The organism is Corynebacterium liangguodongii, assembly GCF_003070865.1.
Lineage (GTDB): Bacteria > Actinomycetota > Actinomycetes > Mycobacteriales > Mycobacteriaceae > Corynebacterium > Corynebacterium liangguodongii.
Genome location: NZ_CP026948.1, coordinates 665,962 through 688,084 on the forward strand (window position 1 = coordinate 665,962; position 22,123 = coordinate 688,084).

Genomic DNA, 22,123 nt, shown 5'->3' on the forward strand with positions numbered 1-22,123 from the left:
GCCTCATATTAAAGGTCCGCTGCGTCCACAAGGCGGTACGCGTAGCCCTGCTCGGCGAGGAAGCGCTGCCTGCGCACCGCGTATTCGGCATCGAGGCTGTCGCGGGCGACGACGGTATAGAAGGTCGCGCCGCCACCGTCGGCCTTCGGCCGCAGCAGGCGGCCGAGGCGCTGAGCCTCTTCCTGACGGGAGCCGAAGGTGCCCGAGACCTGGATACCGACCCCGGCCTCGGGCAGGTCGATAGAGAAGTTGGCCACCTTAGACACCACGAGGGTGCGGATCTCCCCGCTGCGGAAGGCTGCAAAGGCCGCCTCGCGTTTCTTCGTCGACGTCTTGCCGTCGACCAGCGGGGCGCCGAGGCGTGCGGCGAGGCCTTCGAGCTGGTCGAGGAAGCCACCGATGATGAGCACCTGGTCGCCCGCGTGGCGCGCGAGCAGCTTGTCGACGACACCATCTTTGCCCCGGGAGCACGCCGCGATCCGGTAGCGCTCCCGCGTTTCCGCGGTGGCGTAGGCCATGCGCTCCTCGGAGGTGAGCGTCGTGCGCACCTCCACGCACTCGGCGGTGGCGATGTAGCCGGCTAATTCGAGCTCTTTCCACGGTGCGTCGTAGCGCTTGGGCCCAATGAGCGAGAACACGTCGTCTTCCCGGCCGTCCTCACGCACGAGCGTGGCGGTGAGCCCGAGCCGACGGCGCGACTGCAGGTCGGCCGCCATGCGGAACACCGGGGCGGGCAGCAGGTGGACCTCGTCGTAGATAATAAGGCCCCAGTCGCGGGAATCGAACAGCTCGAGCGCCCGGTACTCGCCCTTCGTCTTGCGCGTGACCACCTGGTAGGTGGCAATGGTCACCGGGCGGATCTCCTTGCGCTCGCCGGAGTACTCGCCGATCTCCTCCGGCGTGAGGGTGGTGCGGCGCAGCAGTTCATCTCGCCACTGCCTGCCCGCCACGGTGTTGGTGACCAGGATCAGCGTCGTGGTCTTCGCCTGCGCCATCGATGCCGCGCCGACGATGGTCTTGCCCGCCCCGCAGGGCAGCACGACCACCCCGGAGCCGCCCTCCCAGAAGGACTGGGTGGCATAGGCCTGGTAGTCGCGCAGTTCCCAACCGTCATGGTTGAGCTCGATGGGGTGTGATTCCCCGTCGACGTAGCCGGCGAGGTCCTCGACCGGCCAGCCGAGCTTGGTCAGCTCCTGCTTAATGCGCCCGCGCGCCGAGGGGTGGACGGGAATGGTCACCTCGTCGATCGCGGCGCCGACGAGCGGTTTTATCGCCTTGTGGCGGGTGACCTCGGTGAGCAAGGCGGGGGAATCGGCCACGAGGACGAGCCCGTGGGCGGGGCTTTTGAGCAGCTGTATGCGGCCGTAGCGGGCCATGGTCTCGGCGACGTCGATAAGCAGCGATTGCGGCACGGGAAACCGCGAGTAGCGCTCAAGCGTATCGACGGCCTGCTCCGCGTCAAACCCCGCGGCCCGCGCATTCCACAGAGCCAGCGGGGTGATGCGGTAGGTGTGGACGTGCTCGGGCGCGCGCTCGAGCTCCGCAAACGGCGCGAGCGCCGCGCGGGCCTGACCCGCGAGCGGGTGGCCGACCTCGAGGAGTACCGTCTTGTCCGATTGGACGATGAGGGGTCCGTCGAGCGAGGCAGGCATGCGCCCTAACGTAGCACCGGGTGCTTAGGAGGCCTTCAGCGCCTGTGCCCAGGTCATCTTCGAACCGTTGTTGAGCACCGAGTTTCGGTAGATCTTCGCCGCGACCCACATCGCGGCGACGGTGGCGACCAAGCCGAGGGCCAGCGAGGAGACGAGCTGGGCCATGGAGAAGTCCCCCGCGGCGTACGTTAGCGGTGCGGTAAAGAACGACACCGGCGGGATCCAGCTGGCAACCTGCATCCATGTTGCGTCCGTGCTGTCGATGCCGAACAGCGGGACGTACATAGCGGCCATCATGAGGATGAGGATGGGGCCCTGGGTGGACTGCAGGTCCTCGGTACGCTGCACTATTGCTCCGGCGGCAGCGTAGAGGGTGCTAAAGAACAGCATGGACAAAAGCCATCCGACGGCCATGAGCGGCAAGATGCCCCAGGAGATGGTGATGGACTCCGTGAGCCCCGCCAGCGCGAAGGACGCCGCGCCCACCCCGACGATGAACACCGTAGCTGCCAGGCCGAAGAGTACGTTGCCGACGATCTTTCCCGCCAAGAAATCGAGCGGGCGGACCGCGGACAGGATGAGTTCGATGACGCGGGAGGATTTCTCCACAGTCACCCGGCTTCCCACGTTGGCGGCGAAAATGAACACCGTGAAGATGCTGATGAAAACCGTGGCGATGGCAGTTCCCATGCGCGCGCCGTCCGCGGGGTCGGCGTCAGGGGTCGATTCCGCAGACACGTCGTTCGCGGTGACCTCAGCCGGGGGCAGCGACGCGGCGTAATCCTCAGGGCTCACCCCGAGCTGCCCCAGCGCCTCCGCCTGGGCAAGCCCCGTTGCAATCGTCTGGACCTGCGAGACAGTGCTCAGCGGGGGTTCGCCGCTGGCAAGCACCTCGAAGCCCTGCGGGGTCGCCACAACGGCGGCCTTCACCTCGCCGCTTAGCACGAGGTCTTCCGCTTCTTGCCTGCTCTGTGCCTCGCGCGGCTCGAAAGAGGTCCCCGCGAATGCCTCAGCGGGGGCACCGACGACCGCGAGCGGGCTCCTGAGGTCGTCCTCGGCCTTGTTTGCTTGCCAGCCGAGGAACGCGGAAAAGCCGACGATACCCACGAGCAGGAGAATGACCGTCGCCCAGATCGACTTCATGCGGATGAGCAGCTCGATCTCTCGCAGGGCGGTGGTGCGCATCGTGTGAACGGGGGAATAGTGCGTGGAACCAGTCATTACTGCACTGCCTCCTTGAACAGGTCGGTGAGGTCCGGGACGACACGGGTGAATTCGTGGACTGCACCGGCCGCGAGAGCGGCGCGCAGGATTTCCTGGTCGGAGATGCCTGCCTGGGGCTCGACGATGACGTGGTCGGGCGTCTCAGCCACGACGGTTGTGCCTTCCGGGTACCAGCCGCGCTCAGCTGTTGCGACACGGTAGAGCACAGGGCCGCGCGAGCGGAGCTCATTGACCGTCCCTTCGGCCACCATTCGGCCGTGCGCGACGATGCCAACGCGGTCGCACAGGCGCTGCACCAGGTCGAGCTGGTGGGAAGAGAAGAGCACCGGTATCCCTTTGCCACGGGCACGGTTCACGAGCATCCGGCTCATGACGTCGACGGCGACGGGGTCGAGGCCGGAAAAGGGCTCATCAAGGATGAGTACGTCGGGGTCGTGGATGAGGCTCGCGGCGAGCTGGACGCGCTGCTGGTTTCCGAGCGAGAGGTCGTCGAGCTTGTCAGCCACGCGTTCGCCGAGGCCAAGTTCCTCGAGCAGGTCGGTGGCGTTTCGGGTGGCCGCAACCTGCGTCAGACCGTGCAGCTTGGCCAGGAAGACCAACTGGTCGAGGATCTTTTCCTTGCCGTACAGGCCGCGCTCCTCTGGCATATAGCCAATGCGACGGCGGGTGTCGTTATCAAGCGGGTGCTCACCGAAGCGTACTTCGCCTTCGTCTGCCTTCAGCACTCCCAGCGCGATGCGCATCGTGGTTGACTTGCCGGCACCATTGGATCCGACGAAGCCGTAGATCTCGCCAGGGTTGACGCTGAAGCTCATGTCGCTGAGTGCCTGGATGTCTCCGAAACGCTTGTGCAAGTGGGAAATGGTCAAACTAGGCATCGTTTATTCCTCCGGGTTGCGGTTGAAGGTGGCGGCGTAGCCTGCGGTGGGTAGGGTCGCCACGGCGAGGTAGACGAAGATCATGTACAGCCCCGCGTTTACCGCCACCTGGGATGCGGCGGCTGAGCTCGAGGAGGCGAGCGGGTAAATGAACGCGAACGCCGCGCCGCCTGAGAAGAGGGCGATGGACATTGCGGTCAAGGCGCGGCTGCGCCACAGGGACAGTACCTCGGCTTCGTAATCATCAAGTACCGCCGCAGGTGCCCTGTCGCGACTGCCGATGCTGATGCGCAGCAGGGTGATTGCGAACATCGCGGCGATCAAGGCGGCGATGTATATGCCCAGAAGCAGCGGAGTTGGGGTCAAAAAGTTCGCGGCGATCCATACACAAAGCGCGATCGAGAGTGCCGCGGCATACGTCGTTGTTAAGGCTTTCGTCGGACCAGGGCGGCTGAGGCGACGTTGCCGTCCGGCCCACGTTTCTTGCCGGGCCTCGATGCGCCGCCAGCGCCTGAGCGCCCGCTCACGGGATGAGGAGAGTTCGATGGTCATGTTCTGTAGAGCTCCTTGGACATGGGCTGGGGTGCGGTGCGAGAGAACACGGCCTCGACCGGCAGCTCGAAGGCCTCACAGATGCTCATGGCGAGATCCAGGCTGGGGGAGTGGTCGCCGCGTTCGATGGCGCCGATGGTTTGGGGGTTGACGTCGACAAGCTCGGCGAGCTGCGCGCGCGACATGTCCCGCTCCGTGCGCAGCACGCGGATCCTGTTATAGATTGGCTTTTTCGCCTGCTTTCTTGGGGACACACAATATAGTGTTGCATAAATACAACAATGCGTCAAGGGTTTTCAATTACTACGCCACAACTACCCGCGTGATCCTCGGCAGCTCTACCCGCACCACCCGGTCGGTTGCCTCGTCGAGGGCGTCGAGGCGGCCCGCGCCCACGGTCAGCGGCAACACGGTCATAAGGCGCCCCCGCCCGTCTTTGTCCACGTACCCGATGGTGACGTGCCTGCGCGAGCGCGCCGCGGACTGCAAAGTGGCAAAAAAGCCCTCCTCGCCCTCTCCTTCACCGGCGCCCTCGTCGGCGCTCGTCGAGCGCAGCGTGGCGACGACCCGATCAAGCTGCGCCTCATCAACCGCGCGTTCCTTCGGCAGTGACGAGGGAGTCGGGGCGACGAGCAACGGGTCCTCGTGCGTGTTCAGCGTGGCGCCCGAGGCATCCTCCGCCGCCGGGTGGAACCCCGCGGCGCGCAGCTGCGCTACGAGTTGGGACACGCTGGCATCTGATACCGCGACGGTGGGGGCGATGACTCTTAAGCCCTCGACCTCGGAGGCAGCGGCCGCGAGCAGGGCCTCATCGCGGCTTCGCAGGTAGCTCATTGCGGCCCCGGCGCGCAGCGCGCCATGGTGCCTGGCGGCATCGGTGATTGCGAAGCGCATGGCCTGCGGGACCTCCCCGGCGCAGTGGCGCTCGAGCCAGGCCTGAAGCTCTTCGGCGGTGCGTCCGGCGTCGAGAGCGCGCTTGATGGAGGCGTCGGTGACCCGGTAGAGGCTAGCGATCCCGGGGGATTCGAGGTCCGCGAACGCCTCGAGGGTGGTGGCCACTTCCGGGGCGAGCGGGCCGGGGGCAAGGATGGTCATGTCGGCCTGTGCGATGACGTAGTCCACCTCGGCGGGGACCATCTCGCGCGTGGCCGCGGCGATATCCGCCCCGTCAAGCAGCGCCCGAGCAGGGGGAGACACCATATCGTGTGCTAGTGCGCCGATCGCGTGGCCCTCCTCGACGACCTTATCGATCAACGCGTACGACAGCCCCGAGGCCATAAGCGGCGCGAAGTGGTGCAGGTTCGCCCCGAGGTCCTCGCGGTCAAGCGGCCCTTCTCGCAGTTGCGTGACGACGCCCCTGCGCTCCCAGCGGATTTCCGGAGCGCGCATCTCTTCGCTTAGCAGCTTCCGGTCTAGCTCCGTGCGCCACGGTGAGGCGAACCACCCGCACAGCACGACCGCCCACTGTTGGTACAACGGCGCATCCAGCCAGGCCAGGCCCTCCCGGGTTGCGGCGAGGCAGTCCGCAGCGTCGATGTCGCCGCGCCCGATGAGCCCGGCGGACTCCGCGACGGTTACCGCGAGCGCCGGGTCGAATCCCAGCTCCTTGCCTAGCGCGGCCGTGGCGCGCACCCCGAGGCTGCCGTCCTTGAGCAACGCGATGGGGGCGCCGATGAGCCGCGTGATCACGCCGCGCACCTGGCGCACGGCGTCGAGTCCGGCAGCCGCGGAGGAGGAGCTGACGAGGGAGGGCTCGACGGCTTCGCCGGCCGGCCGCGGGGAGAGCGGGTAGGACCGGGGTGTGCCGCCCCGCAGCGCCTCGCGCACGGGCCGGGGTAGGCGCACGGTTTGGGAGTTCACCCGCACCAGGAGGCCGCGCGAAATGAGTCGCGGGACCGGCAGCTCCGGGTCCGCGTCGGGCGCGGCCGCGCGAGAGGTGCCGATCGATCCCGCCGAGGCCAAGGTTTCTAGTACGGATCGTTCGCGCTGACCTAGCCCAGCGAGCACCTCCGCGAGCCCCTCGGGCGCCGGATCGAGGATGCGCCAACCTGGGGGAAGGGCGGAGAGCGCCCCGGGGGCGAGGCGCAGCGCATCATCAGGCCCGACGATAAGGGCGCGGTCGCGCAACCGGGCGGCGCACCGCGGGAGGTCGACGGGGAGGTCAACTCGCTCGAGGGCAACGGGTTCGAGCTCCGCGCCGTAGTCGCCAAGGACCTCCAACACCGCGATCTCCGCCGCCGTGAGGGTGCGCAGGACCCGCGCGATCGAGCCGGGGAGTGCGAGGCGGGTTGCCAGCGCCGCCAGCGAGGGCGGGGTGGGGTAGGCGACGTCAGGCCGGTGGGCGATGATGCGGCGCAGCTCGCCTTCGCTCATCTCCCCGAGTGCGGAGTACATCACAGACATATCGGGGGCAATACTACGTGCGATTTCGGCGTCGACATGAAACAATAACTCCATGGCTTCCAACGTTGACAAGATCGGCCGCGCTAACCCGGCGTGGCCAGTAGACACTCCCGGTAACGGTCACCCGGTGACCGAGATCTCCTCCAAGCTGGCGGGCGCCTCCAGCCCGTTTGGCGACGAGCTCATCCTGCCGCTCCCTTACGAAGAGATCGGCTACGTGCACACGACGACCCGCTTTAACGGCTAGCCTGCGCGCGCACGACAAACGCCCCGCCGCACGGCAGGGCGTTTCTTTATGTCTCTTCCTTGTGTCGCGCCTAGCGGCTGGAGAGCTGCGCGATTGCGGAGTTCATATCCCCGCCGAGCGCTGCGTCGATCAGGGACTTGTTGGCCTGGTAGAAGTCGTTGTAGTTGTCGCGGTTGGCCGCGTAGTTCGCCTGGACGTGGGCCGGGACCTGGAGGTTGTACTCGCTCAGCGCCTCGGCGACGGCGTTGTAGAGCGCATCGACCTGGGTGGTCTGCGCAGGGGCCGGGGCGGGCGCCGCCTCAGGCGCGGGTTCCGGAGCGGGTGCGGGTGCCGCAGGCTGCGCGTCGCGGTTGGTCGGCGCGGAGTTTAGGCCGAGGCTCGCCGAGCAGGCGGGCCACGCGCCCCAGCCCTGGGCGGCCAGGGTGCGCTCGGCAACGATGATCTGCTCCTCGCGGGTTGCCTGGTAGGCGTAAGGGGCGAACTGCTCGCCGCCGTAGGCGCGCCAGGTCGAGGGGGAGAACTGCAGGCCGCCGTGGTAGCCGTTGCCCGTGTTGATCTGCCAATTCCCGCCAGCCTCGCACTGTGCCAGGCGGTCCCAGTCGGAGTCGGGTGCGGCCTGCGCGGCCGGGGCGGCGATGCCGCTGAGCGCGGCGGCCGCTGCGGTGCCGGCGAGCGCCTTCTTGGCAAACGATGCGGTCTGCTTGGTGTGGCGTCCCATGTGGTGTGTCCTCTCTTCTTTGACCGCCTGCGAAGTTAGCTGTCGGGTTCTGGCTGTAGGTGCCAGGCCGCGGGCTGCGGCTTCACCCCAAGGAGACCAAGGCCTCCAGAGAAGGTGGGTCCTCCGCTCCCGCCCCCTGGTAGCCGGGCGGGATTCGGCGTGGCTGTCGGAATGTATTAGGTTCTCTCCCCGTTGAGGGGTATGCGGGCGACTATATCGGTTTGTAACGATTTAGTCACGCAGAGGGCACAAATCGGATTAACTTGGGCCACGCGTAAGCGGTCGGGTGCAGAAAACGCACTGGTCGACGGCGCCTCGCCCCATCGATGTGACGTGTGTCATAGTGGCTTGACTGCCGTTGTAGAATGATCGTTTTGACAAGGAGGAACCAAAGGCATGCCGGTAGGGAAAGTGAAGTGGTACGACGCCGAGAAGGGATTCGGCTTCGCGTCAAACCCCGGGGACGAGGACGTCTTCGTGGGCAAGAACGTCTTGCCCGACGGTGTTGAGGAGCTCGTCGCGGGCCAGCGCATCGAGTTCGATTTCGCCGCGGGGCGCCGGGGGCCGCAGGCGCTGCGCGTGCGAGTGCTCGAATCCCCCAAGCGGCGTCCCTCGCACCGCTACAAGCCAGAGGAGCTCAACAAGCTGCTCGCCGACATGATGACGGTGCTAGAGACCCAGATTCAGCCGGCGCTCGAGGCCGGGCGCTACCCGGAGCGAGCACACGGCAAACAGGTTGCGGAGATCTTGCGCGCCGTGGCCAAGGAGCTCGACGCCTAAGCGCCGGGCTCGAAGCCAACGGACCACGTCGCCACCACCGGGGTCTCCTCCCCGGCCGCGTCGGTATCCACGGCGAGCGTGGAGACCTCAACCACAACGAGGTGCGCCTCCCCCTTGACGGCGGGGACCGTCGCCGTGGTGGCCTCGCCGGAGGGGAAGACCTCCTCGCCGTTGGCGGCCGGGTCGTCGTAGATGCTCAGCAGCCGCCAGCTCGACTGTGCGACCTCTGAGGGCACGTCGAGCGTGACCTCGTCGGCGCCCTCGAGCGGTATGGTGGGCGGTTGCCCGCCGTCGCACTGCTCGTCGAGGGGGCAGACGGTGTACGGGTCGACCTCGCGGCTTACCTCACCCGCGGTCACGGATACGCTGAGCTGGCCCACCGGGGTGGACGGGCGCGATTGCTGCCAGCGCGAAAACGCGTAGAAGCCGGCCACCAGGACCAGCGCGCCGAACAAGATGACAGCTGAGAGCAGCCAGGATCTGTTTTTCATGGCTCACCACCCTAGTGTGCCGCCGGGGCCGCCACGAAGCGGACCCGGTAGAGGTCTGGCCAGCGCTTTCCGGCGAGGTAGAACTCGTCGGTCCCGGGGATGTGGGCGATGCCGTTGAGCACGTTGTTGGGGTCGGGGGCGGCGTTGTTCGGCAGGCCGGAGGCGTCAATGACTGCGGTGACGGCGCCCGTTGAGGCGTCGATACGCAGAATGTCCGTGCTTAAGAAGACGTTGGCGTAGATCTCATCGCCAACGCACTCGAGCTCGTTGAGGTGGTCTACGGGCTGGCCCTCCAGCGTCACCGTCAACCGCCCCCGCTCGCTGAACGTGACGGGGTCCATTCGCCGCAGCTCGGCGGTGCCGTCTGAGAAGATCACCTCATCGCCGCGCGAGCACAACCCCCACCCCTGCCCGGAATAACTCGCCCGCCCGGTCTCCTCCAAGCTCGCCGCGTCGCGCTTGATCGCCACTCCTTCTTTCCACGTGAGCTGCCAGATCGAGTCGCCAACCCGCGTGAGGCCCTCGCCGAAAAACCGTGGATCGAGCACCGCGCTCGCAAGCTCCTCACCGTCGGGCGTCGAGCGGTAGATGCGCGAGAGCCCGTATTGCCCCGTGCCCACCACCACGTTGCCGTCGGGGCCGACCTCTAAGCCCTGGGTGAAGCTGTCGGGATTAAAGGGATAGCGCGCCACCTCCGCGGCCACGAGCCGCTCGACGGGATCGGCGGCGTCCTGCGCGGTGGGCGCCCCGCAGGACACCACGCACAGGGGAAGGAAGGCCGCGGCGAGGAGGGCGGGGAATCCAGCGCGAGACATGGGACCCATCATGCCCCAGCGCGTCGCGCGTGGCGCATAATAGGGCACGTGTCTCAGTCCAGGAACCGAAACGCAAGCCCGCTCATCGGGTCCCGCGCCGTAGAGACCGCGCGGCGGGCCCTTGAGGAAATCGCCGAGGGAACCATCGGCGCCCACATCGGCCTCACAGGGGTGAGCGCCAACGTGGCCACCCACCGGTTCGAAGCGGACGTGCCCGGCTACCCGGGGTGGGAGTGGAACGCGGTGCTTGCCTGCGCGACGGGCTCGAGCCACGTCACGGTCAACGAGGTCGCCCTCCTCCCCGCGGGCGACGCGCTCAAGGCCCCTGAGTGGGTTCCGTATTCCGAGCGCCTGCGCCCGGGGGACCTGGGCCCAGGCGATGTCATGGAGCCCGCCCCGGACGACCACCGCCTCACCGCGGACTCCTTTGCTGCCGACGCGGTCACCTTCGTCGGGCGCGACAGCGCCCAGTACCTCACGAAGAAGGGGCTCGAGGAGGCCAAGCAGCGGTGGCGCACAGGGGAGTTCGGGCCCAATAGCGAGTTCGCGGAAAAGGCGGCCATGCACTGCCGCACCTGCGCGTTCTACATCCCGGCCGCGGAGCCGATCGGGGAGAACTTCGGGGTATGCGCCAACGAATACTCCGCCGACGGGAGGGTCGTGGCCGCCAGCTACGGCTGCGGCGCGCACTCGGAGACGCGCCTGGAGGAATCGGACCTCGGCGAGGCAGAGACGCTCTACGACGACGAGCTCCCCGTCTTCTAGCGCGAGATCAGCACCGCGCGCTCGCGGCGCAGTTCGTTGACGTCGCGGTGCGTGGGCATGCCCCCGCGCTCGAGAAGGGTGCGGCCGGGCAGGATCGCCCCGTATTCCCGCCAGTGGGAGACCACACGCGCCCCGTAGATGGGGTCGACCACCCACGTCTCCGTGGAGAGGAGCTCCCGTAGCTGGAATCCGGGTACCTCTTCGATGACCGCACCGAGCTCGGAGAGGATCTCCACCACCCCGTCGAGGGCGATCGAGGGGGTGGTTGCGGGGTGGGTGGACACGCGCGCGATGCCGGCAGAGACGGTGAGAAGGGGAGCGCAGATTGCCTGGGGGATCCTCGATGAGGCGTCGATAAGCAGGCCCTCGTGCGCCCGCAGCCGCGCCAGCGCGCCCCGCTGCCACCCCAGGTCCGGGCCGAAGTGTTGCGGGGCGGTGCGCTCGTCGCGGATGGGGTGCGCCTCCACGGTGATCTCGCTCGGCGCCGGCGGGAGCGGCCGCAGGGAGAGGGAGACTCCCCCGGAGACCTCGAGAATCACGCGCCGCGTTCCCGTGAGGGTGGCGAGCTGGATGCGCAACCGGTTGATCTCCGAGGACGGCACCCCGGCGCGGCGCAGCGCCGCGGCGTAGGCGGGTGCGTCGACAACCATCCCGTCGGCGACGAGGAACGTCAGCACAATCGGTTCGCTCACCCCGGTGCTCCTTCGCGTGTGGATGTAGAATTTCGGTTTGGAATTTCGTCAAAGCGGTGTCAGGCTATGACAGGAAAACTTCACTGGACCGCCAGCAAAAGGGGACCTTACGTGGCAACTCGGAACTCATCCACGTGGCTAGACCGATACTTCCACATCTCCGAGCGTGGCTCGAGCGTGGGTACAGAAATCCGCGGAGGGGTGGTCACCTTCTTCGCCATGGCCTATATTGTCCTGCTCAACCCGCTCATCATCGGCACGGTGCCCGACCGAGAGGGCACGGTCCTTGGCATCCCCCAGGTGGCGGCGGCCACCGCTCTGGCGGCCGGCGTGATGTCGATCCTCTTCGGCATCATCGCGAAGTACCCCTTCGGCATCGCCACCGGGCTTGGTCTCAACACGCTCGTCGCGGTCACCCTCGTCGGCCAGGAGGGGCTGACCTGGCCCGAGGCGATGGGACTCGTCGTCGTCGACGGAATTATCATCTGCGCGCTGGCGATTTCTGGGTTCCGCACCGCGGTGTTTCACGCGATCCCGGATTCCATGAAGGTGGCCATGAGCGTGGGCATCGGCATGTTCATCGCGATGATCGGGCTCGTCGATGCGGGATTTGTCCGCCGTGTCCCCGACGCCGCCATGACCACCGTGCCGGTCCAACTCGGCATCGGCGGCTCGATCGCCTCCTGGCCCACTTTCGTCTTCATCGTCGGGCTCATTCTCTGCGGATTCATGGTGGTCCGAAACGTCCCCGGCGGCCTGTTTATCGGCATCGTCGCCACCACCATCATCTCGCTCGTTGTCGAGGCGATCACCGGGGCGGGCTCCTCAGCCGAGGACCCGCGGGGCTGGTCGCTGGCGGTACCGCACATCCCCGACTCCCTCGGCGGGGTACCTGACCTCTCGATCGTGGGCAACATCGACCCCATCGGCGGGTTCGCGCACGCAGGCGTCGTCGCCGCGTCCCTGCTCGTGTTCACCCTCGTGCTGGCGAACTTCTTCGACGCGATGGGCACGATGAGCGCGCTCGGCCGCCACGCGCGCGTCGTCGATGCGGAGGGGAACCTCCCTGGGATGAAGACAGCCCTCGTCGTCGAGGGCCTCGGTGCGGTCGTCGGTGGTGCGGCGTCCTCGTCGTCGAACACCGTCTACATCGACTCCTCCGCCGGCATCGCCGACGGGGCGCGCACGGGCCTGGCCAACGTGGTCACCGGGTTGTTGTTCCTCGCCGCGATGTTTTTCACCCCGCTCTACGAGGTCGTCCCCATCGAGGCCGCCGCGCCCGTGCTCGTCGTGGTCGGCGCGCTCATGATGATGGAGGTGGGCAACATCGATTGGGGTTCGTTCCACGTCGCGCTCCCCGCCTTCCTCACCATCGTGACCATGCCGTTTACCTACTCCATCGCCCACGGCATCGGCGTGGGCTTCATCACGTTTTCCCTCATGGCCGTCTTCGCCGGCAAGGCGCGCGAGGTGCACTGGATCATGTGGCTCATCTCGGCACTGTTCGTCGTCTTCTTCGCCCACGGCCCGATTATGGCGGCGCTGTCCTAATGCCTTGTCCGCAACGCACACGTATCGACGACCCCCAGGACCCGCGGCTTGACGACGTCCGAGATCTCAAACACTCCGACTCCCGCGGCGGCCTCGTCTACGCCGAGGGACCGCTCATCTGCGGCCGGATGGTGCACTCGCGCTTCCCGCTGAGCTGCGTCGTCGGGTTCGGCGGCAGGCTCGATTCCTTCCTCGCCACCTTCGGCGCCGACCTCGGAGACGTGCCCGTCTACGAGGTCACCCGCCCGGTGCTCGCCGAGGTCGCCGGCTACGACATGCACCGCGGGCTCATTGCCGTGGCCTCCCGCCCCGCCCCTCTTACCGTTGCCGAGGTGCTTGACGGCGCTCGGAGCCTCGTCATCCTCGAGGGCGTGGGGGACCACGAAAACATCGGCGCGATCTTCCGCAACGCCGCGGGGATGGGCATCGACGGGGTGCTCTTCGGGGCGGGAACGGCCGACCCCTTGTACCGCCGGAGCGTACGTGTGTCCATGGGCCATGCGCTGCGCACCCCGTTCGCCCATGTCGAGGGCACTGTGACGACGTGGCAGCGCGGCCTGGAGGAGCTACGCGTGGCCGGCTGGAGGCTCGTCTCGCTCACCCCTGCGGAGGAAGCCTCCCACCTTGCCGACGCCCTCGTCGATGCCGCCGGGCGCCCATACGACAAGGTTGCTTTCCTCGTCGGAGGGGAGGGTCCCGGCCTGACAGAGCACGCCATGCGGGCGACCGACATCCGCGCCCGCATCCCCATGGCGCCCGGCACCGACTCGCTCAACGTGGCAACGTCCGCCGCCATCGCCTTCTACGAGCGGCAGCGCAGCCTGCGCTAGCCGCGGTCGGAGTGGCGGATGCGCTCCCGGATGTCGATCGCGAGGGAGCGCGCGCGCCGGGCGAGGCCTCGCCCGACTTTCTTCGCGGCGGCGACTGTGGCGTCGGCAAGCGCGGCGAACTCGTCGCCCTCCTCGTCCTGCGTCGTGTCGAGGTAGTCGTCGTAGCCCTTGTCCTTCTCTGCGAAGCGCGCAGCGACCTCGCCGACGCTCTTGGGCGCCCTCACGGCGGGGGCAATCTTGGGCTCCGGCCGGCCGTCGACCGCGTAGCCCACGACGCCGAGGTCGGGCCCGTCAGGGGAGACGTCGATTCCCAACCAGCTGGCCTCGGCGGCGGAGGCAAGCTCCTTGGGCACGAAGGGCAGCGAAATCCCGCCGAGCTGCTCGACCGTCTCACCGGCCCAAAACGGAGCCTCGAAGGGCTCGGGCAGACCGATGTCCTCGGCCACGGCGTCTCGGGTGGCGGCGAAGGCGCGCTTGGCCGTCTCGCCGGCGAAGTGCGCAAACCCCGCGAAGTCGGAATCCTCGCCGCGGGCGATGATGTAGACGTCGCTGGCGGGCAGCGCGCGCAGGAGGTGCTGGGCCGCCCCTGTGATCGTGCTGACATCCTCGATAAGGGTCTGTACCACTGCCACCCCCGGGTAGCCGGCGATGTAGAACTCCGCGCGTGACGGGGTAGAGGAGCGGTTGAGCGGAAACTCCCCGATCGGGGTGATCGGCCAGGCTGGGTTGAGCTGGGCAAGCAGCTTCCGCCCGAACCCGCGGTCGGCCTTCGGCTCGCCGCTGAGCACCACCGCCGGATCGGTGGCCGTCACAAACCAGAACGTGACTACTGCAGCACACCCCATGACGAGTCCTTCCTTCTTAAAATCGTGTCCCCGCGCTTAACAGGCTTAGCCGCGCGGGCGTTTCGTATTCGTGCGCACCCCGAGCAACACGTCCTCCCAGTGCGGGGTGACCGCCTTGCGGCGCCGCGCGCTGGGCTGCTGCCCGTCGTCGGGGTGGCGGAGGAAATCGCCCTCGGCGATTTCTGTTGTCGCCGCGGGTTCGGTCGCCTTGGCTGCCGTTTCGTCCGCGGGCTCAGCGGCGGCCTCCTCGGCGGGCTCGACCGCGGTGAGGGAGCGCACCGGCTGCACGAAGTCAGGATCGGTGAGGTCAGCGGCGAGGGTATTGCGCGCCTCTGCGGTCGCGGCTGATCCCATCGACCGCTTGAACGCCCACATAGCCTCGTTGTTGCTCTTTCCGGACGCCCACCGCACGTGGACCACCCACTCGTCGCCGGGTTGGCGGGTTGCGTCCCACTCGGCAGTGGACAACGAACCGCCGCGGGCGGCGAACGCGGTGGCGAGCACCTCGAAGAGCGTGAGCTTGGCGGGCCCGTTTTCCCGCACCGGGTGGGAGTTCTTCGCTGCCTCGGCGATCTGGTAGCGCTCGAGCAGGACAGGATGCGCATACGGCTCGATGCGCACCTCAGTTACCCCGAGGTCGGCGGCGACGGCGGCGGGGGATTCCCCGGCGCGGATGCGGGCCTGGATGTCTTTTGGCCGCACCTCTGGTTCGGGGGAGGCGGGAGCGTCCCGGGGTGCCGCGGCCTCGGGCTGGGCAGGCGCGCCGTCGAGCTCTGTGCGCGCGAGCTGAAAGCGCACCCCTTCGGAGTCCTTGAGGACGTAGAAGGTTTCGGTGGACTCCTCAGCTACGTGGAACAACTCTCGCATCACAATCTCCTAGGGTAGCGCCGAACTAGCGGCCGACGCCCGCTTCGAGGAGGAAATCGATGGCGGCGGTGAGTGATTCCACGTCTGCGGTATCGATTGCGGGGAACAACCCAATACGTAGTTGGTTGCGCCCGAGCTTGCGGTAGGGCTCCGTATCCACAACCCCGTTGGCGCGCAGGGCCTTGGCCAGGGCGGCGGCGTCGACGGAGTCGTCGAAGTCGACGGTGCCCACCACGAGGGAGCGCTTCGAGGCGTCCTTGACAAAGGGGGTGGCCAGTTCGTGGCGCTCAGCCCAGCCGTAGAGTGCTTCCGAGTTCGCCGTGGTCCGAGAGACCATTCCCGCGAGACCGCCGTTGTTGTTCATCCACGCGACCTGGTTCGCCAGCATGAGCAGCGTGGCTACGGCCGGGGTGTTATACGTCTGGTTCTTCCGCGAGTTCTCCACCGCGGTGTTGAGGTCGAGAAACGCCGGAATGAAACGCCCGGAGGCCTTGATGGAGGCGATGCGCTCGAGGGCAGCGGGGCTCATCGCCGCGAGCCAGAGCCCGCCGTCGGAGGCGAAGCACTTCTGGGGGGAGAAGTAGTAGATGTCGGCCTGGTCCATCTCGACGGGCAACCCGCCCGCGCCGGAGGTCGCGTCGACCACGACGAGCGCGTCGGTGCCACTCGGGCGGGTCACGCCCACAGCCGCGCCGGTCGAGGTTTCGTTGTGGGCCCAGGCGACGACGTCGGCGTCCACGCCGGCGAGCTCCGCGGGATCGGGAGCGTCGCCCGGTTCCGCTTCCACGACCGTGGGCTCGTCGAGCCACGGAGCGAGCTTCGCTGCCTTTGCAAACTTTGAGGAGAACTCGCCGAAGCTGAGGTGGGCCGACCTGCGCTCGATGACGCCGAAGGTGGCTGAGTCCCAAAAAGCCGTTGCCCCGCCGAGGCCGAGCACTATTTCGTAGCCCTCCGGCAGGGAGAACAGCTCCGCTAGCCCTTCGCGCACGGCGCCGACGACGTCCTTGACGCCAGGTTGGCGGTGGGATGTGCCGATGACCGAGGATGCGCCCGCGACAATGGCATCGATCTGGGCAGGGCGGATCTTCGACGGGCCGCATCCGAAGCGGCCGTCGGCAGGGAGTAGCTCCGCGGGAATCGTTGGGTAGTTGCTCATGTAAGCCCCGTTTCGTCGATCGGTTGCCAGTGCGTTGGCGTAGTGGGCGATTTTATCACCCCCTCCGTTTCGGGGGAGACCCAGGACGCAGCGCAGTAATCTTGTTGCCCGCATCACAAGCTTTGCTACTATGAGCCATTAGTTCTATCTGGATCGCCCCCTAAGATCGGCACTAAGATCGACCCGGGAATCGACCCAGACCGTGACGATGAAAGGTTTGCAGTGTCTACTGAAAATGACAATAAGGTCGTACTTCACTACCCGGGGGGCGAGTATGAGATGGATCTCGTCCGCGCCACCGAGGGTAATGACGGCTTCCAGCTCGGCAACCTCCTCGGCGAGACCGGACTGGTGACTTTCGATCCGGGCTACGTCTCCACGGGCTCGACCGAGTCGAAGATCACCTACATCGACGGCGATGCGGGAATCCTGCGCCACCGCGGCTACGACATCGCCGACCTTGCGAATAACGCCACCTTCAACGAGGTGTCCTACCTGCTTATCAACGGCGAGCTGCCCACCGTGGAAGAGTTGGAGAAGTTCAACACCAACCTACGGCACCACACACTGCTTGATGAGGACTTCAAGGCCGCGTTCAATATCTTCCCGCGAGATGCGCACCCGATGGCCGTGCTCGCCTCCTCCGTCAACATCCTCTCGGCGTACTATCAGGATCAGCTCAACCCGCTCGACGAGGAGCAGCTGGACAAGGCCACTGTGCGCCTCATGGCAAAGGTGCCCATGCTCGCCGCCTACGCCTACCGCGCCTCCCAGGGGAAGCCGTATATGTACCCGGATAATTCCCTGAACCCGCGCGAGAACTTCCTGCGTATGATGTTCGGCTACCCCACGGAGCCCTACGAGGTCGATCCGGTCCTGATCAAGGCGCTGGATAAGCTGCTCATCCTCCACGCCGATCACGAGCAGAACTGTTCGACCTCCACGGTGCGCATGATTGCCTCGGCGCAGGCGAACATGTTCGTTGCGGTGGCAGGCGGCATCAACGCGCTCGCCGGCCCGCTGCACGGCGGGGCGAACCAGGCCGTGCTCGAGATGCTCGATGACATCAAGGACAACCACGACGGCGACGCCACCGACTTCATGAACCGTGTGAAGAACAAGGAAAAGGGTGTGCGCCTGATGGGCTTTGGGCACCGCGTGTACAAGAACTACGACCCGCGTGCCGCCATTGTCAAGGACACCGCGCACGAGGTGCTCGAGCACTTCGGTGGTGACGAGCTCCTTGAGCTCGCGCTAAAGCTCGAGAGCATCGCGCTTAACGACGACTACTTCATCTCCCGCAAGCTCTACCCGAACGTGGATTTCTACACGGGCCTGATCTACCGCGCGATGGGCTTTCCGACGAACTTCTTCACCGTGCTCTTCGCCATCGGCCGCCTCCCGGGCTGGATCGCCCACTACCGCGAGCAGCTGGCGATGAACTCGAAGATCAACCGCCCGCGCCAGATTTACACCGGCGCAACCAAGCGTGACTTCGTCCCCCGCGACCAGCGCTAGGTGCCTTCGGCTACAATGCGGTTGGTCTAATCTGATCATTTACGCCTAGACTAAGGAGTTACCTTTTCATGGATAAGCCCACGATTGAGATCTCGACTCAACCAGCGCCGGTAGACCTCGTCATTGAGGACCTCATTGTCGGCGATGGCGCCGAGGCCATCGAAGGAGGGTTCGTGAAGGTGCACTACCTCGGTGTCGACTACGGCACCGGGGAGGAGTTCGACTCCTCATGGGACCGCGGCGAGGCCGCTGAGTTCCCGCTCGCCGGCCTGATCCAGGGCTGGCAGGAAGGCATTCCGGGGATGAAGGTGGGGGGCCGGCGCAAGCTGACCATCCCCCCGGAGAAGGCCTACGGCCCCGCGGGCGGCGGCCACCCGCTCTCCGGGCGCACCCTCGTCTTCGTCATCGATTTGCTCGACGCGAACTAATTTCGCGCGATAATGGGGGGCATGGCTATTCCAGTTATGCCCCTCAACAACGGATCCGAACTTCCCCTCATCGGGCTGGGGACCTATAAGCTCGACAACGACCAGACGGGCGCGATCGTGCGCGAGGCGATCGAGCTTGGCTACCGGCACATCGACACCGCGAAGATCTACGGCAACGAGGAGGCCGTGGGCAAGGCGGTCAACGGCGCCATCGCCGCCGGCGATGTAGCCCGCGAAGACCTCTTCATCACCACCAAGCTGTGGAACGATGACCAGGACCGCCCGGAGCGGGCCTTTGAGGAATCCCTTGGCCGCCTCGGGCTCGACTACCTCGACCTCTACCTGGTGCACTGGCCGTGGCCGCAGCGCGGGCTCTACGCTAGTGCGTACGAGGAGATCGTTGGCCTGCGCGAGACCGGCAAGCTCAAGGCCGTCGGTGTATCGAACTTCTACCCCGAGGTGCTCGACGAAATCATCGCGGGTACCGGCGTGACGCCGGTGCTCAACCAGGTGGAGTTGCACGCCGGGTTTACCCAGGACGAGCTGCGCGGCTATCACAAGGACAAGGGCATTGTCACCGAGGCGTGGTCCCCGCTTGCCCGCGGCGCGAACTTCTCCGAGGCCGCCTTGGTGGAGGTGGCGGACAAGCACGGGGCAACTCCCGCGCAGGTCGCGCTGGCCTACCTCGTGGGGTTGGGGTGCTCAGTGATTCCGAAGACCGCGAACCCTAGGCGCCTCGCCGAAAACCTCGCCGCGCTCGACATCAAGCTTGACGCCGAGGACGTCGCCGCGCTTGACCGGATGCCGGGGGAGCGCCAGTCGGCGGATCCTCTGTCCTTCCCCGGGGAGTATGAGGGGTAGGGGGCGAGAAAGTTTCCCTGATTTCGCGTGCGCGGGTGTGACATCCACTAAGTTTCTTCGTAACTAGTAACGAAGATCACTTTGTGGATGAAAGGACATATCCGTGCCCGTTGTTTCCCTCACGCCTGAGGAGTTCGTCGCAACGCAACGTAGCGACGAATTTCAGGCCCTGCGCCGCGCGCACCGCCGCTTCACCTTCCCTGTCTCAGTGGCGTTTTTCGCGTGGTATCTTTTCTACGTCGTCACCGCGACCTTCTACCCCGAGGCCATGGCTCAACCGGCCGCCGGGATGAACGTGGGCATGTGGCTCGGGATCGCTCAGTTCGCCACGACGTTTGCGATCACCTACCTCTACGTCGGCTACGCCAACAAAAACATCGAGCCGCGCGCGGCCGCCATCCGGGAGAGGATGGAGGGGCAGGCGTGAAGGAGAGCAGCGCGGCGGTGGGAAACCCCATCCTCAATATCGCCATTTTCATAGCCTTCATCGCGGTCACCATGTACATCGTGACCCGCGCGGGGAAGACGACATCGAAATCCTCGGACTTCTACACCGGGGGAGCGCAGTTTAGCGGCACCCAAAACGGCCTTGCCATCGCGGGAGACTACCTTTCGGCGGCATCGTTTCTCGGCATTGTCGGCTCCATTGCGCTCACGGGCTACGACGGCTTTCTCTACTCGATCGGGTTCTTCGTCGCCTGGCTCGTGGCCCTGCTGCTCGTCGCCGAGCCGCTACGCAACGTGGGGCGCTTTACCATGGCAGACGTGTTATCTTTCCGCCTCCGCCAGAAGCCGGTGCGTGTAGCCGCGGCGTGCGGCACGCTGTTTGTCTCCCTGTTCTACCTCATCGCTCAGATGGCGGGCGCGGGCTCTTTAGTCTCCGTGCTTCTCAACCTGCACGGGTTCTGGCCCCAGGCGCTATGCGTATGCGTCGTCGGCGTGGTCATGATTGCCTACGTGCTCATTGGCGGGATGAAAGGCACGACCTACGTGCAGATGATTAAGGCCGTCTTGTTGATCAGTGGCGTCGCGGTGATGACCGTGCTCGTCTTCGTCGCTGTGCGCGGCGGCATGGGTGCGCTACTCGATGCAGCGGTGAGCTCCCACGGATCTTCGGAATACATCCAGCAGAAAGGGTATGCTGCCGAGGATATCCTCGCCCCGGGGCTAAAGTACGGTGCCTCCTTCGACAGCCAGCTGGACTTTGTCTCGCTCGGGCTCTCCTTAGTTCTCGGTACCGCCGGGCTTCCACACGTGCTCATGCGCTTCTACACCGTGCCCACAGCGAAGGAGGCTCGCAAGTCGGTCACCTGGGCGATTGTGCTCATCGGCGGGTTCTACTTGCTCACCCTCGTCCTTGGTTACGGTGCGGCGGCGCTGGTGGGGCCTGATCGCATCCTCGCAGCGCCGGGGGCCGCGAATTCGGCCGCGCCTCTCCTCGCTTTCGAGCTCGGCGGGTCCATCTTTATGGCGCTGATCTCTGCGGTCGCCTTCGCCACGGTGCTCGCCGTCGTCGCAGGCCTCGCGATTACCGCTTCAGCATCCATCGCGCACGATATCTACGACGCCGTGCTTCGCGACGGCAAAGCTTCTGCGGCGGATCAGGTCCGCGTCTCCCGTATCACAGTGGTGGTCATCGGTGTTGTGGCAATCGTGCTGGGGATCTTGGCGATGTCTCAAAACGTTGCCTTCCTCGTCTCACTCGCGTTTGCTATCGCCGCATCCGCCAACTTGCCGACGATCCTCTACTCCCTCTACTGGAAGCGCTTCAACACCACCGGTGCGATCGCCTCCATGTACACGGGCCTGATCTCCGCTCTCGTGCTCATCGCGCTCTCCCCGGCGGTCTCCGGCTCGCCATCGGCGATGTTCCCGCATGCGGATTGGTCGATCTTCCCGTTGACGAGCCCCGGAGTCGTCTCCATCCCGCTGGCCTTCATCGCCGGCATTGTGGGCACCTACCTGGGCAAGCCCGATCGGCTCGGAGAGCTGCAGGCAGAAATGGAAGTGCGTTCACTCACCGGCGTGGGCGTCGAGGCGCCGGTGGCCCACTAGAGCGAGGACAACGATGACAGTCCGGCCAATGGGTGGGGGTTCCACTGCCCCCAGTCGGTGGCGTAGACATTGTTGACGTCGCATTCGACGCCATCGATCCACGCGCGGCGCCCGCCGACCTGGTGGAGCGCGGCGAGCGGGTGGATGCGCCCGCCGGAGCCCCAATCGTGCATCCAGTAGAACGGGCCGATGCCGTCGTCGGCTGCCCACTGGATCGTGTTGTAGTTGCCGTAGACGCCGGTGTGTAGCCCGACGGCGGCCAGGGCGGCGCCGAAGGCGCGCAGGTAGGGGCGGATCTGCCCGATGTACTGGTCCCAGGTGGGGTTGTCGTCGATGGCAATGTAAATTGGCCGTCCGGTAGGCCCTCCGGCGGCGAAGTGGAAGGCGATGGCCTGCGGGGCGTGGACAGCGGCGGATGCAGCGCCGCCGCGCCAATCTGCGGTTTCTCCTTTGCCAAATTGGTACACCGAGGCGGTAGCGAGGCCGGCTGCTGAGAAATCGACGGATTCCGCCGCGGTGACGGGCTTCGCCCGCATCCACTCGGCGCCAGGGCGGGGGCGCGAGACGTAGCGTACGGCGCCAACGTGGCCGGCTGTGCGGACCGAGGAGCCCGAGGGGACGCCGGCGGAGTAGTCGAGGACGGTGCCGAGGACGGTAGCTTTGGCTCGGGCGGGCGCGGCGAGCGCGGCGGCGGCGATGCCGGTGGCTGCGAAGAACGAGCGTCGGCTGAGTGTGGGTCGGGTCATCGGGTGTGCTCCCTAAATTCAGTAGGACGGCATGTGTTTTTCTGTGTAA

General features: G+C 66.4%; 24 protein-coding genes and 1 riboswitch. Of the genes, 10 read left to right on the forward strand and 14 right to left on the reverse strand.

From position 1 onward, the window contains the following. Positions 1-8: 8 nt before the first annotated feature. From C3E79_RS03170 to C3E79_RS03195, 6 genes are read right to left on the reverse strand one after another with little or no spacing between them, the layout of a single operon-like run. Positions 9-1,652 (reverse strand): DNA repair helicase XPB, encoded by a 1,644-nt coding sequence (locus tag C3E79_RS03170; RefSeq protein WP_108403598.1) that lies wholly within the window; start codon positions 1,650-1,652, stop codon positions 9-11. A 24-nt stretch (positions 1,653-1,676) separates the two neighbouring features. Then, positions 1,677-2,873: an ABC transporter permease gene (locus C3E79_RS03175; protein WP_108403599.1), complete on the reverse strand. Its 1,197-nt coding sequence runs from the start codon at positions 2,871-2,873 to the stop codon at positions 1,677-1,679. Beyond that, a complete protein-coding gene (locus C3E79_RS03180) occupies positions 2,873-3,754 on the reverse strand; it encodes an ABC transporter ATP-binding protein (protein WP_108403600.1) in 882 nt (293 codons plus the stop codon). Before C3E79_RS03180 ends, C3E79_RS03175 begins: the two co-directional genes overlap by 1 nt. 3 nt (positions 3,755-3,757) lie before the next feature. Further along, positions 3,758-4,306, reverse strand: coding sequence for a hypothetical protein (locus C3E79_RS03185; RefSeq protein WP_108403601.1), 549 nt, complete (start codon positions 4,304-4,306; stop codon positions 3,758-3,760). Continuing rightward, on the reverse strand, positions 4,303-4,560 hold the full coding sequence (locus tag C3E79_RS03190) for a helix-turn-helix transcriptional regulator (RefSeq protein WP_108403602.1): 258 nt from the start codon (positions 4,558-4,560) through the stop codon (positions 4,303-4,305). Before C3E79_RS03190 ends, C3E79_RS03185 begins: the two co-directional genes overlap by 4 nt. Before the next feature lie 49 nt (positions 4,561-4,609). After that, entirely contained in the window at positions 4,610-6,763 is a 2,154-nt protein-coding gene (locus C3E79_RS03195; RefSeq protein ID WP_235840646.1) for a helicase-associated domain-containing protein, read from the reverse strand. Here C3E79_RS03195 and C3E79_RS03200 point away from each other — a divergent pair. Beyond that, on the forward strand, positions 6,762-6,956 hold the full coding sequence (locus tag C3E79_RS03200) for a hypothetical protein (protein WP_108403603.1): 195 nt from the start codon (positions 6,762-6,764) through the stop codon (positions 6,954-6,956). The two genes, C3E79_RS03195 and C3E79_RS03200, sit on opposite strands and share 2 nt — an antisense overlap. 70 nt (positions 6,957-7,026) lie before the next feature. On the opposite strand, the gene C3E79_RS03205 is transcribed toward C3E79_RS03200, so the two are convergent. After that, a complete protein-coding gene (locus tag C3E79_RS03205) occupies positions 7,027-7,674 on the reverse strand; it encodes a resuscitation-promoting factor Rpf1 domain-containing protein (RefSeq protein WP_108403604.1) in 648 nt (215 codons plus the stop codon). A gap of 8 nt (positions 7,675-7,682) precedes the next feature. After that, positions 7,683-7,844, reverse strand: a riboswitch (cyclic di-AMP (ydaO/yuaA leader). Positions 7,845-8,070: 226 nt separating this feature from the next. Between C3E79_RS03205 and C3E79_RS03210 the strand changes: the two genes are divergently transcribed. Next, the gene (locus C3E79_RS03210) at positions 8,071-8,454 is read left to right on the forward strand and encodes a cold-shock protein (RefSeq protein WP_108403605.1); all 384 of its coding nucleotides are present in this window, start codon (positions 8,071-8,073) and stop codon (positions 8,452-8,454) included. Here C3E79_RS03210 and C3E79_RS03215 read toward each other — a convergent pair. Then, the gene (locus C3E79_RS03215; RefSeq protein ID WP_108403606.1) at positions 8,451-8,945 is read right to left on the reverse strand and encodes a DUF2771 domain-containing protein; all 495 of its coding nucleotides are present in this window, start codon (positions 8,943-8,945) and stop codon (positions 8,451-8,453) included. The genes C3E79_RS03210 and C3E79_RS03215 overlap by 4 nt on opposite strands. 11 nt (positions 8,946-8,956) lie before the next feature. Beyond that, positions 8,957-9,769, reverse strand: coding sequence for a glutaminyl-peptide cyclotransferase (locus tag C3E79_RS03220; protein ID WP_108405025.1), 813 nt, complete (start codon positions 9,767-9,769; stop codon positions 8,957-8,959). A 39-nt stretch (positions 9,770-9,808) separates the two neighbouring features. Here C3E79_RS03220 and C3E79_RS03225 point away from each other — a divergent pair, with 39 nt between their 5' ends. Continuing rightward, entirely contained in the window at positions 9,809-10,525 is a 717-nt protein-coding gene (locus C3E79_RS03225) for a DUF3027 domain-containing protein (RefSeq protein WP_412778866.1), read from the forward strand. Here the strand turns inward: C3E79_RS03225 and C3E79_RS03230 are convergent. After that, on the reverse strand, positions 10,522-11,217 hold the full coding sequence (locus C3E79_RS03230; RefSeq protein WP_108403608.1) for a hypothetical protein: 696 nt from the start codon (positions 11,215-11,217) through the stop codon (positions 10,522-10,524). The two genes, C3E79_RS03225 and C3E79_RS03230, sit on opposite strands and share 4 nt — an antisense overlap. A gap of 111 nt (positions 11,218-11,328) precedes the next feature. Here C3E79_RS03230 and C3E79_RS03235 point away from each other — a divergent pair, with 111 nt between their 5' ends. Next, entirely contained in the window at positions 11,329-12,768 is a 1,440-nt protein-coding gene (locus C3E79_RS03235; protein WP_235840644.1) for an NCS2 family permease, read from the forward strand. After that, entirely contained in the window at positions 12,768-13,598 is an 831-nt protein-coding gene (locus tag C3E79_RS03240; protein WP_108403610.1) for a TrmH family RNA methyltransferase, read from the forward strand. Before C3E79_RS03235 ends, C3E79_RS03240 begins: the two co-directional genes overlap by 1 nt. Here the strand turns inward: C3E79_RS03240 and C3E79_RS03245 are convergent. From C3E79_RS03245 to serC, 3 genes are read right to left on the reverse strand one after another with little or no spacing between them, the layout of a single operon-like run. After that, entirely contained in the window at positions 13,595-14,443 is an 849-nt protein-coding gene (locus C3E79_RS03245; RefSeq protein ID WP_108403611.1) for a DUF6928 family protein, read from the reverse strand. The two genes, C3E79_RS03240 and C3E79_RS03245, sit on opposite strands and share 4 nt — an antisense overlap. Positions 14,444-14,488: 45 nt before the next feature. Beyond that, positions 14,489-15,310, reverse strand: a complete 822-nt coding sequence (gene sepH / locus C3E79_RS03250; RefSeq protein ID WP_108403612.1) for a septation protein SepH — start codon at positions 15,308-15,310, stop codon at positions 14,489-14,491. Positions 15,311-15,335: 25 nt separating this feature from the next. Beyond that, on the reverse strand, positions 15,336-16,466 hold the full coding sequence (gene serC, locus C3E79_RS03255; protein ID WP_108403613.1) for a phosphoserine transaminase: 1,131 nt from the start codon (positions 16,464-16,466) through the stop codon (positions 15,336-15,338). 222 nt (positions 16,467-16,688) lie between these two features. Between serC and C3E79_RS03260 the strand changes: the two genes are divergently transcribed. The 5 genes from C3E79_RS03260 (at position 16,689) to C3E79_RS03280 (ending at position 21,328) form a co-directional block, all read left to right on the forward strand. Then, the gene (locus tag C3E79_RS03260) at positions 16,689-17,984 is read left to right on the forward strand and encodes a citrate synthase (RefSeq protein WP_108403614.1); all 1,296 of its coding nucleotides are present in this window, start codon (positions 16,689-16,691) and stop codon (positions 17,982-17,984) included. 68 nt (positions 17,985-18,052) lie between these two features. Next, complete coding sequence (locus tag C3E79_RS03265; protein ID WP_108403615.1) at positions 18,053-18,412, forward strand: FKBP-type peptidyl-prolyl cis-trans isomerase; 360 nt, start codon at positions 18,053-18,055, stop codon at positions 18,410-18,412. Between the two features lie 21 nt (positions 18,413-18,433). Beyond that, the gene (locus tag C3E79_RS03270; RefSeq protein ID WP_108403616.1) at positions 18,434-19,273 is read left to right on the forward strand and encodes an aldo/keto reductase; all 840 of its coding nucleotides are present in this window, start codon (positions 18,434-18,436) and stop codon (positions 19,271-19,273) included. 97 nt (positions 19,274-19,370) lie between these two features. Further along, a complete protein-coding gene (locus C3E79_RS03275) occupies positions 19,371-19,700 on the forward strand; it encodes a DUF485 domain-containing protein (RefSeq protein ID WP_108403617.1) in 330 nt (109 codons plus the stop codon). Then, entirely contained in the window at positions 19,697-21,328 is a 1,632-nt protein-coding gene (locus C3E79_RS03280; protein ID WP_108403618.1) for a solute symporter family protein, read from the forward strand. Before C3E79_RS03275 ends, C3E79_RS03280 begins: the two co-directional genes overlap by 4 nt. On the opposite strand, the gene C3E79_RS03285 is transcribed toward C3E79_RS03280, so the two are convergent. Beyond that, entirely contained in the window at positions 21,325-22,074 is a 750-nt protein-coding gene (locus C3E79_RS03285; protein WP_108403619.1) for a DUF1906 domain-containing protein, read from the reverse strand. The genes C3E79_RS03280 and C3E79_RS03285 overlap by 4 nt on opposite strands. Positions 22,075-22,123 lie beyond the last annotated feature (49 nt).

Coding starts and splice junctions, on each gene's coding strand:
- sepH (WP_108403612.1), bottom strand. CDS start 15,310: ATGCGAGAGTTGTTCCACGTAGCTGAGGAGTCCACCGAAACCTTCTAC.
- C3E79_RS03195 (WP_235840646.1), bottom strand. CDS start 6,763: ATGGAGTTATTGTTTCATGTCGACGCCGAAATCGCACGTAGTATTGCC.
- C3E79_RS03185 (WP_108403601.1), bottom strand. CDS start 4,306: ATGACCATCGAACTCTCCTCATCCCGTGAGCGGGCGCTCAGGCGCTGG.
- C3E79_RS03210 (WP_108403605.1), top strand. CDS start 8,071: ATGCCGGTAGGGAAAGTGAAGTGGTACGACGCCGAGAAGGGATTCGGC.
- C3E79_RS03205 (WP_108403604.1), bottom strand. CDS start 7,674: ATGGGACGCCACACCAAGCAGACCGCATCGTTTGCCAAGAAGGCGCTC.
- C3E79_RS03240 (WP_108403610.1), top strand. CDS start 12,768: ATGCCTTGTCCGCAACGCACACGTATCGACGACCCCCAGGACCCGCGG.
- C3E79_RS03245 (WP_108403611.1), bottom strand. CDS start 14,443: ATGGGGTGTGCTGCAGTAGTCACGTTCTGGTTTGTGACGGCCACCGAT.
- C3E79_RS03215 (WP_108403606.1), bottom strand. CDS start 8,945: ATGAAAAACAGATCCTGGCTGCTCTCAGCTGTCATCTTGTTCGGCGCG.
- C3E79_RS03170 (WP_108403598.1), bottom strand. CDS start 1,652: ATGCCTGCCTCGCTCGACGGACCCCTCATCGTCCAATCGGACAAGACG.
- C3E79_RS03200 (WP_108403603.1), top strand. CDS start 6,762: ATGGCTTCCAACGTTGACAAGATCGGCCGCGCTAACCCGGCGTGGCCA.
- serC (WP_108403613.1), bottom strand. CDS start 16,466: ATGAGCAACTACCCAACGATTCCCGCGGAGCTACTCCCTGCCGACGGC.
- C3E79_RS03285 (WP_108403619.1), bottom strand. CDS start 22,074: ATGACCCGACCCACACTCAGCCGACGCTCGTTCTTCGCAGCCACCGGC.
- C3E79_RS03220 (WP_108405025.1), bottom strand. CDS start 9,769: ATGGGTCCCATGTCTCGCGCTGGATTCCCCGCCCTCCTCGCCGCGGCC.
- C3E79_RS03175 (WP_108403599.1), bottom strand. CDS start 2,873: ATGACTGGTTCCACGCACTATTCCCCCGTTCACACGATGCGCACCACC.
- C3E79_RS03270 (WP_108403616.1), top strand. CDS start 18,434: ATGGCTATTCCAGTTATGCCCCTCAACAACGGATCCGAACTTCCCCTC.
- C3E79_RS03265 (WP_108403615.1), top strand. CDS start 18,053: ATGGATAAGCCCACGATTGAGATCTCGACTCAACCAGCGCCGGTAGAC.
- C3E79_RS03180 (WP_108403600.1), bottom strand. CDS start 3,754: ATGCCTAGTTTGACCATTTCCCACTTGCACAAGCGTTTCGGAGACATC.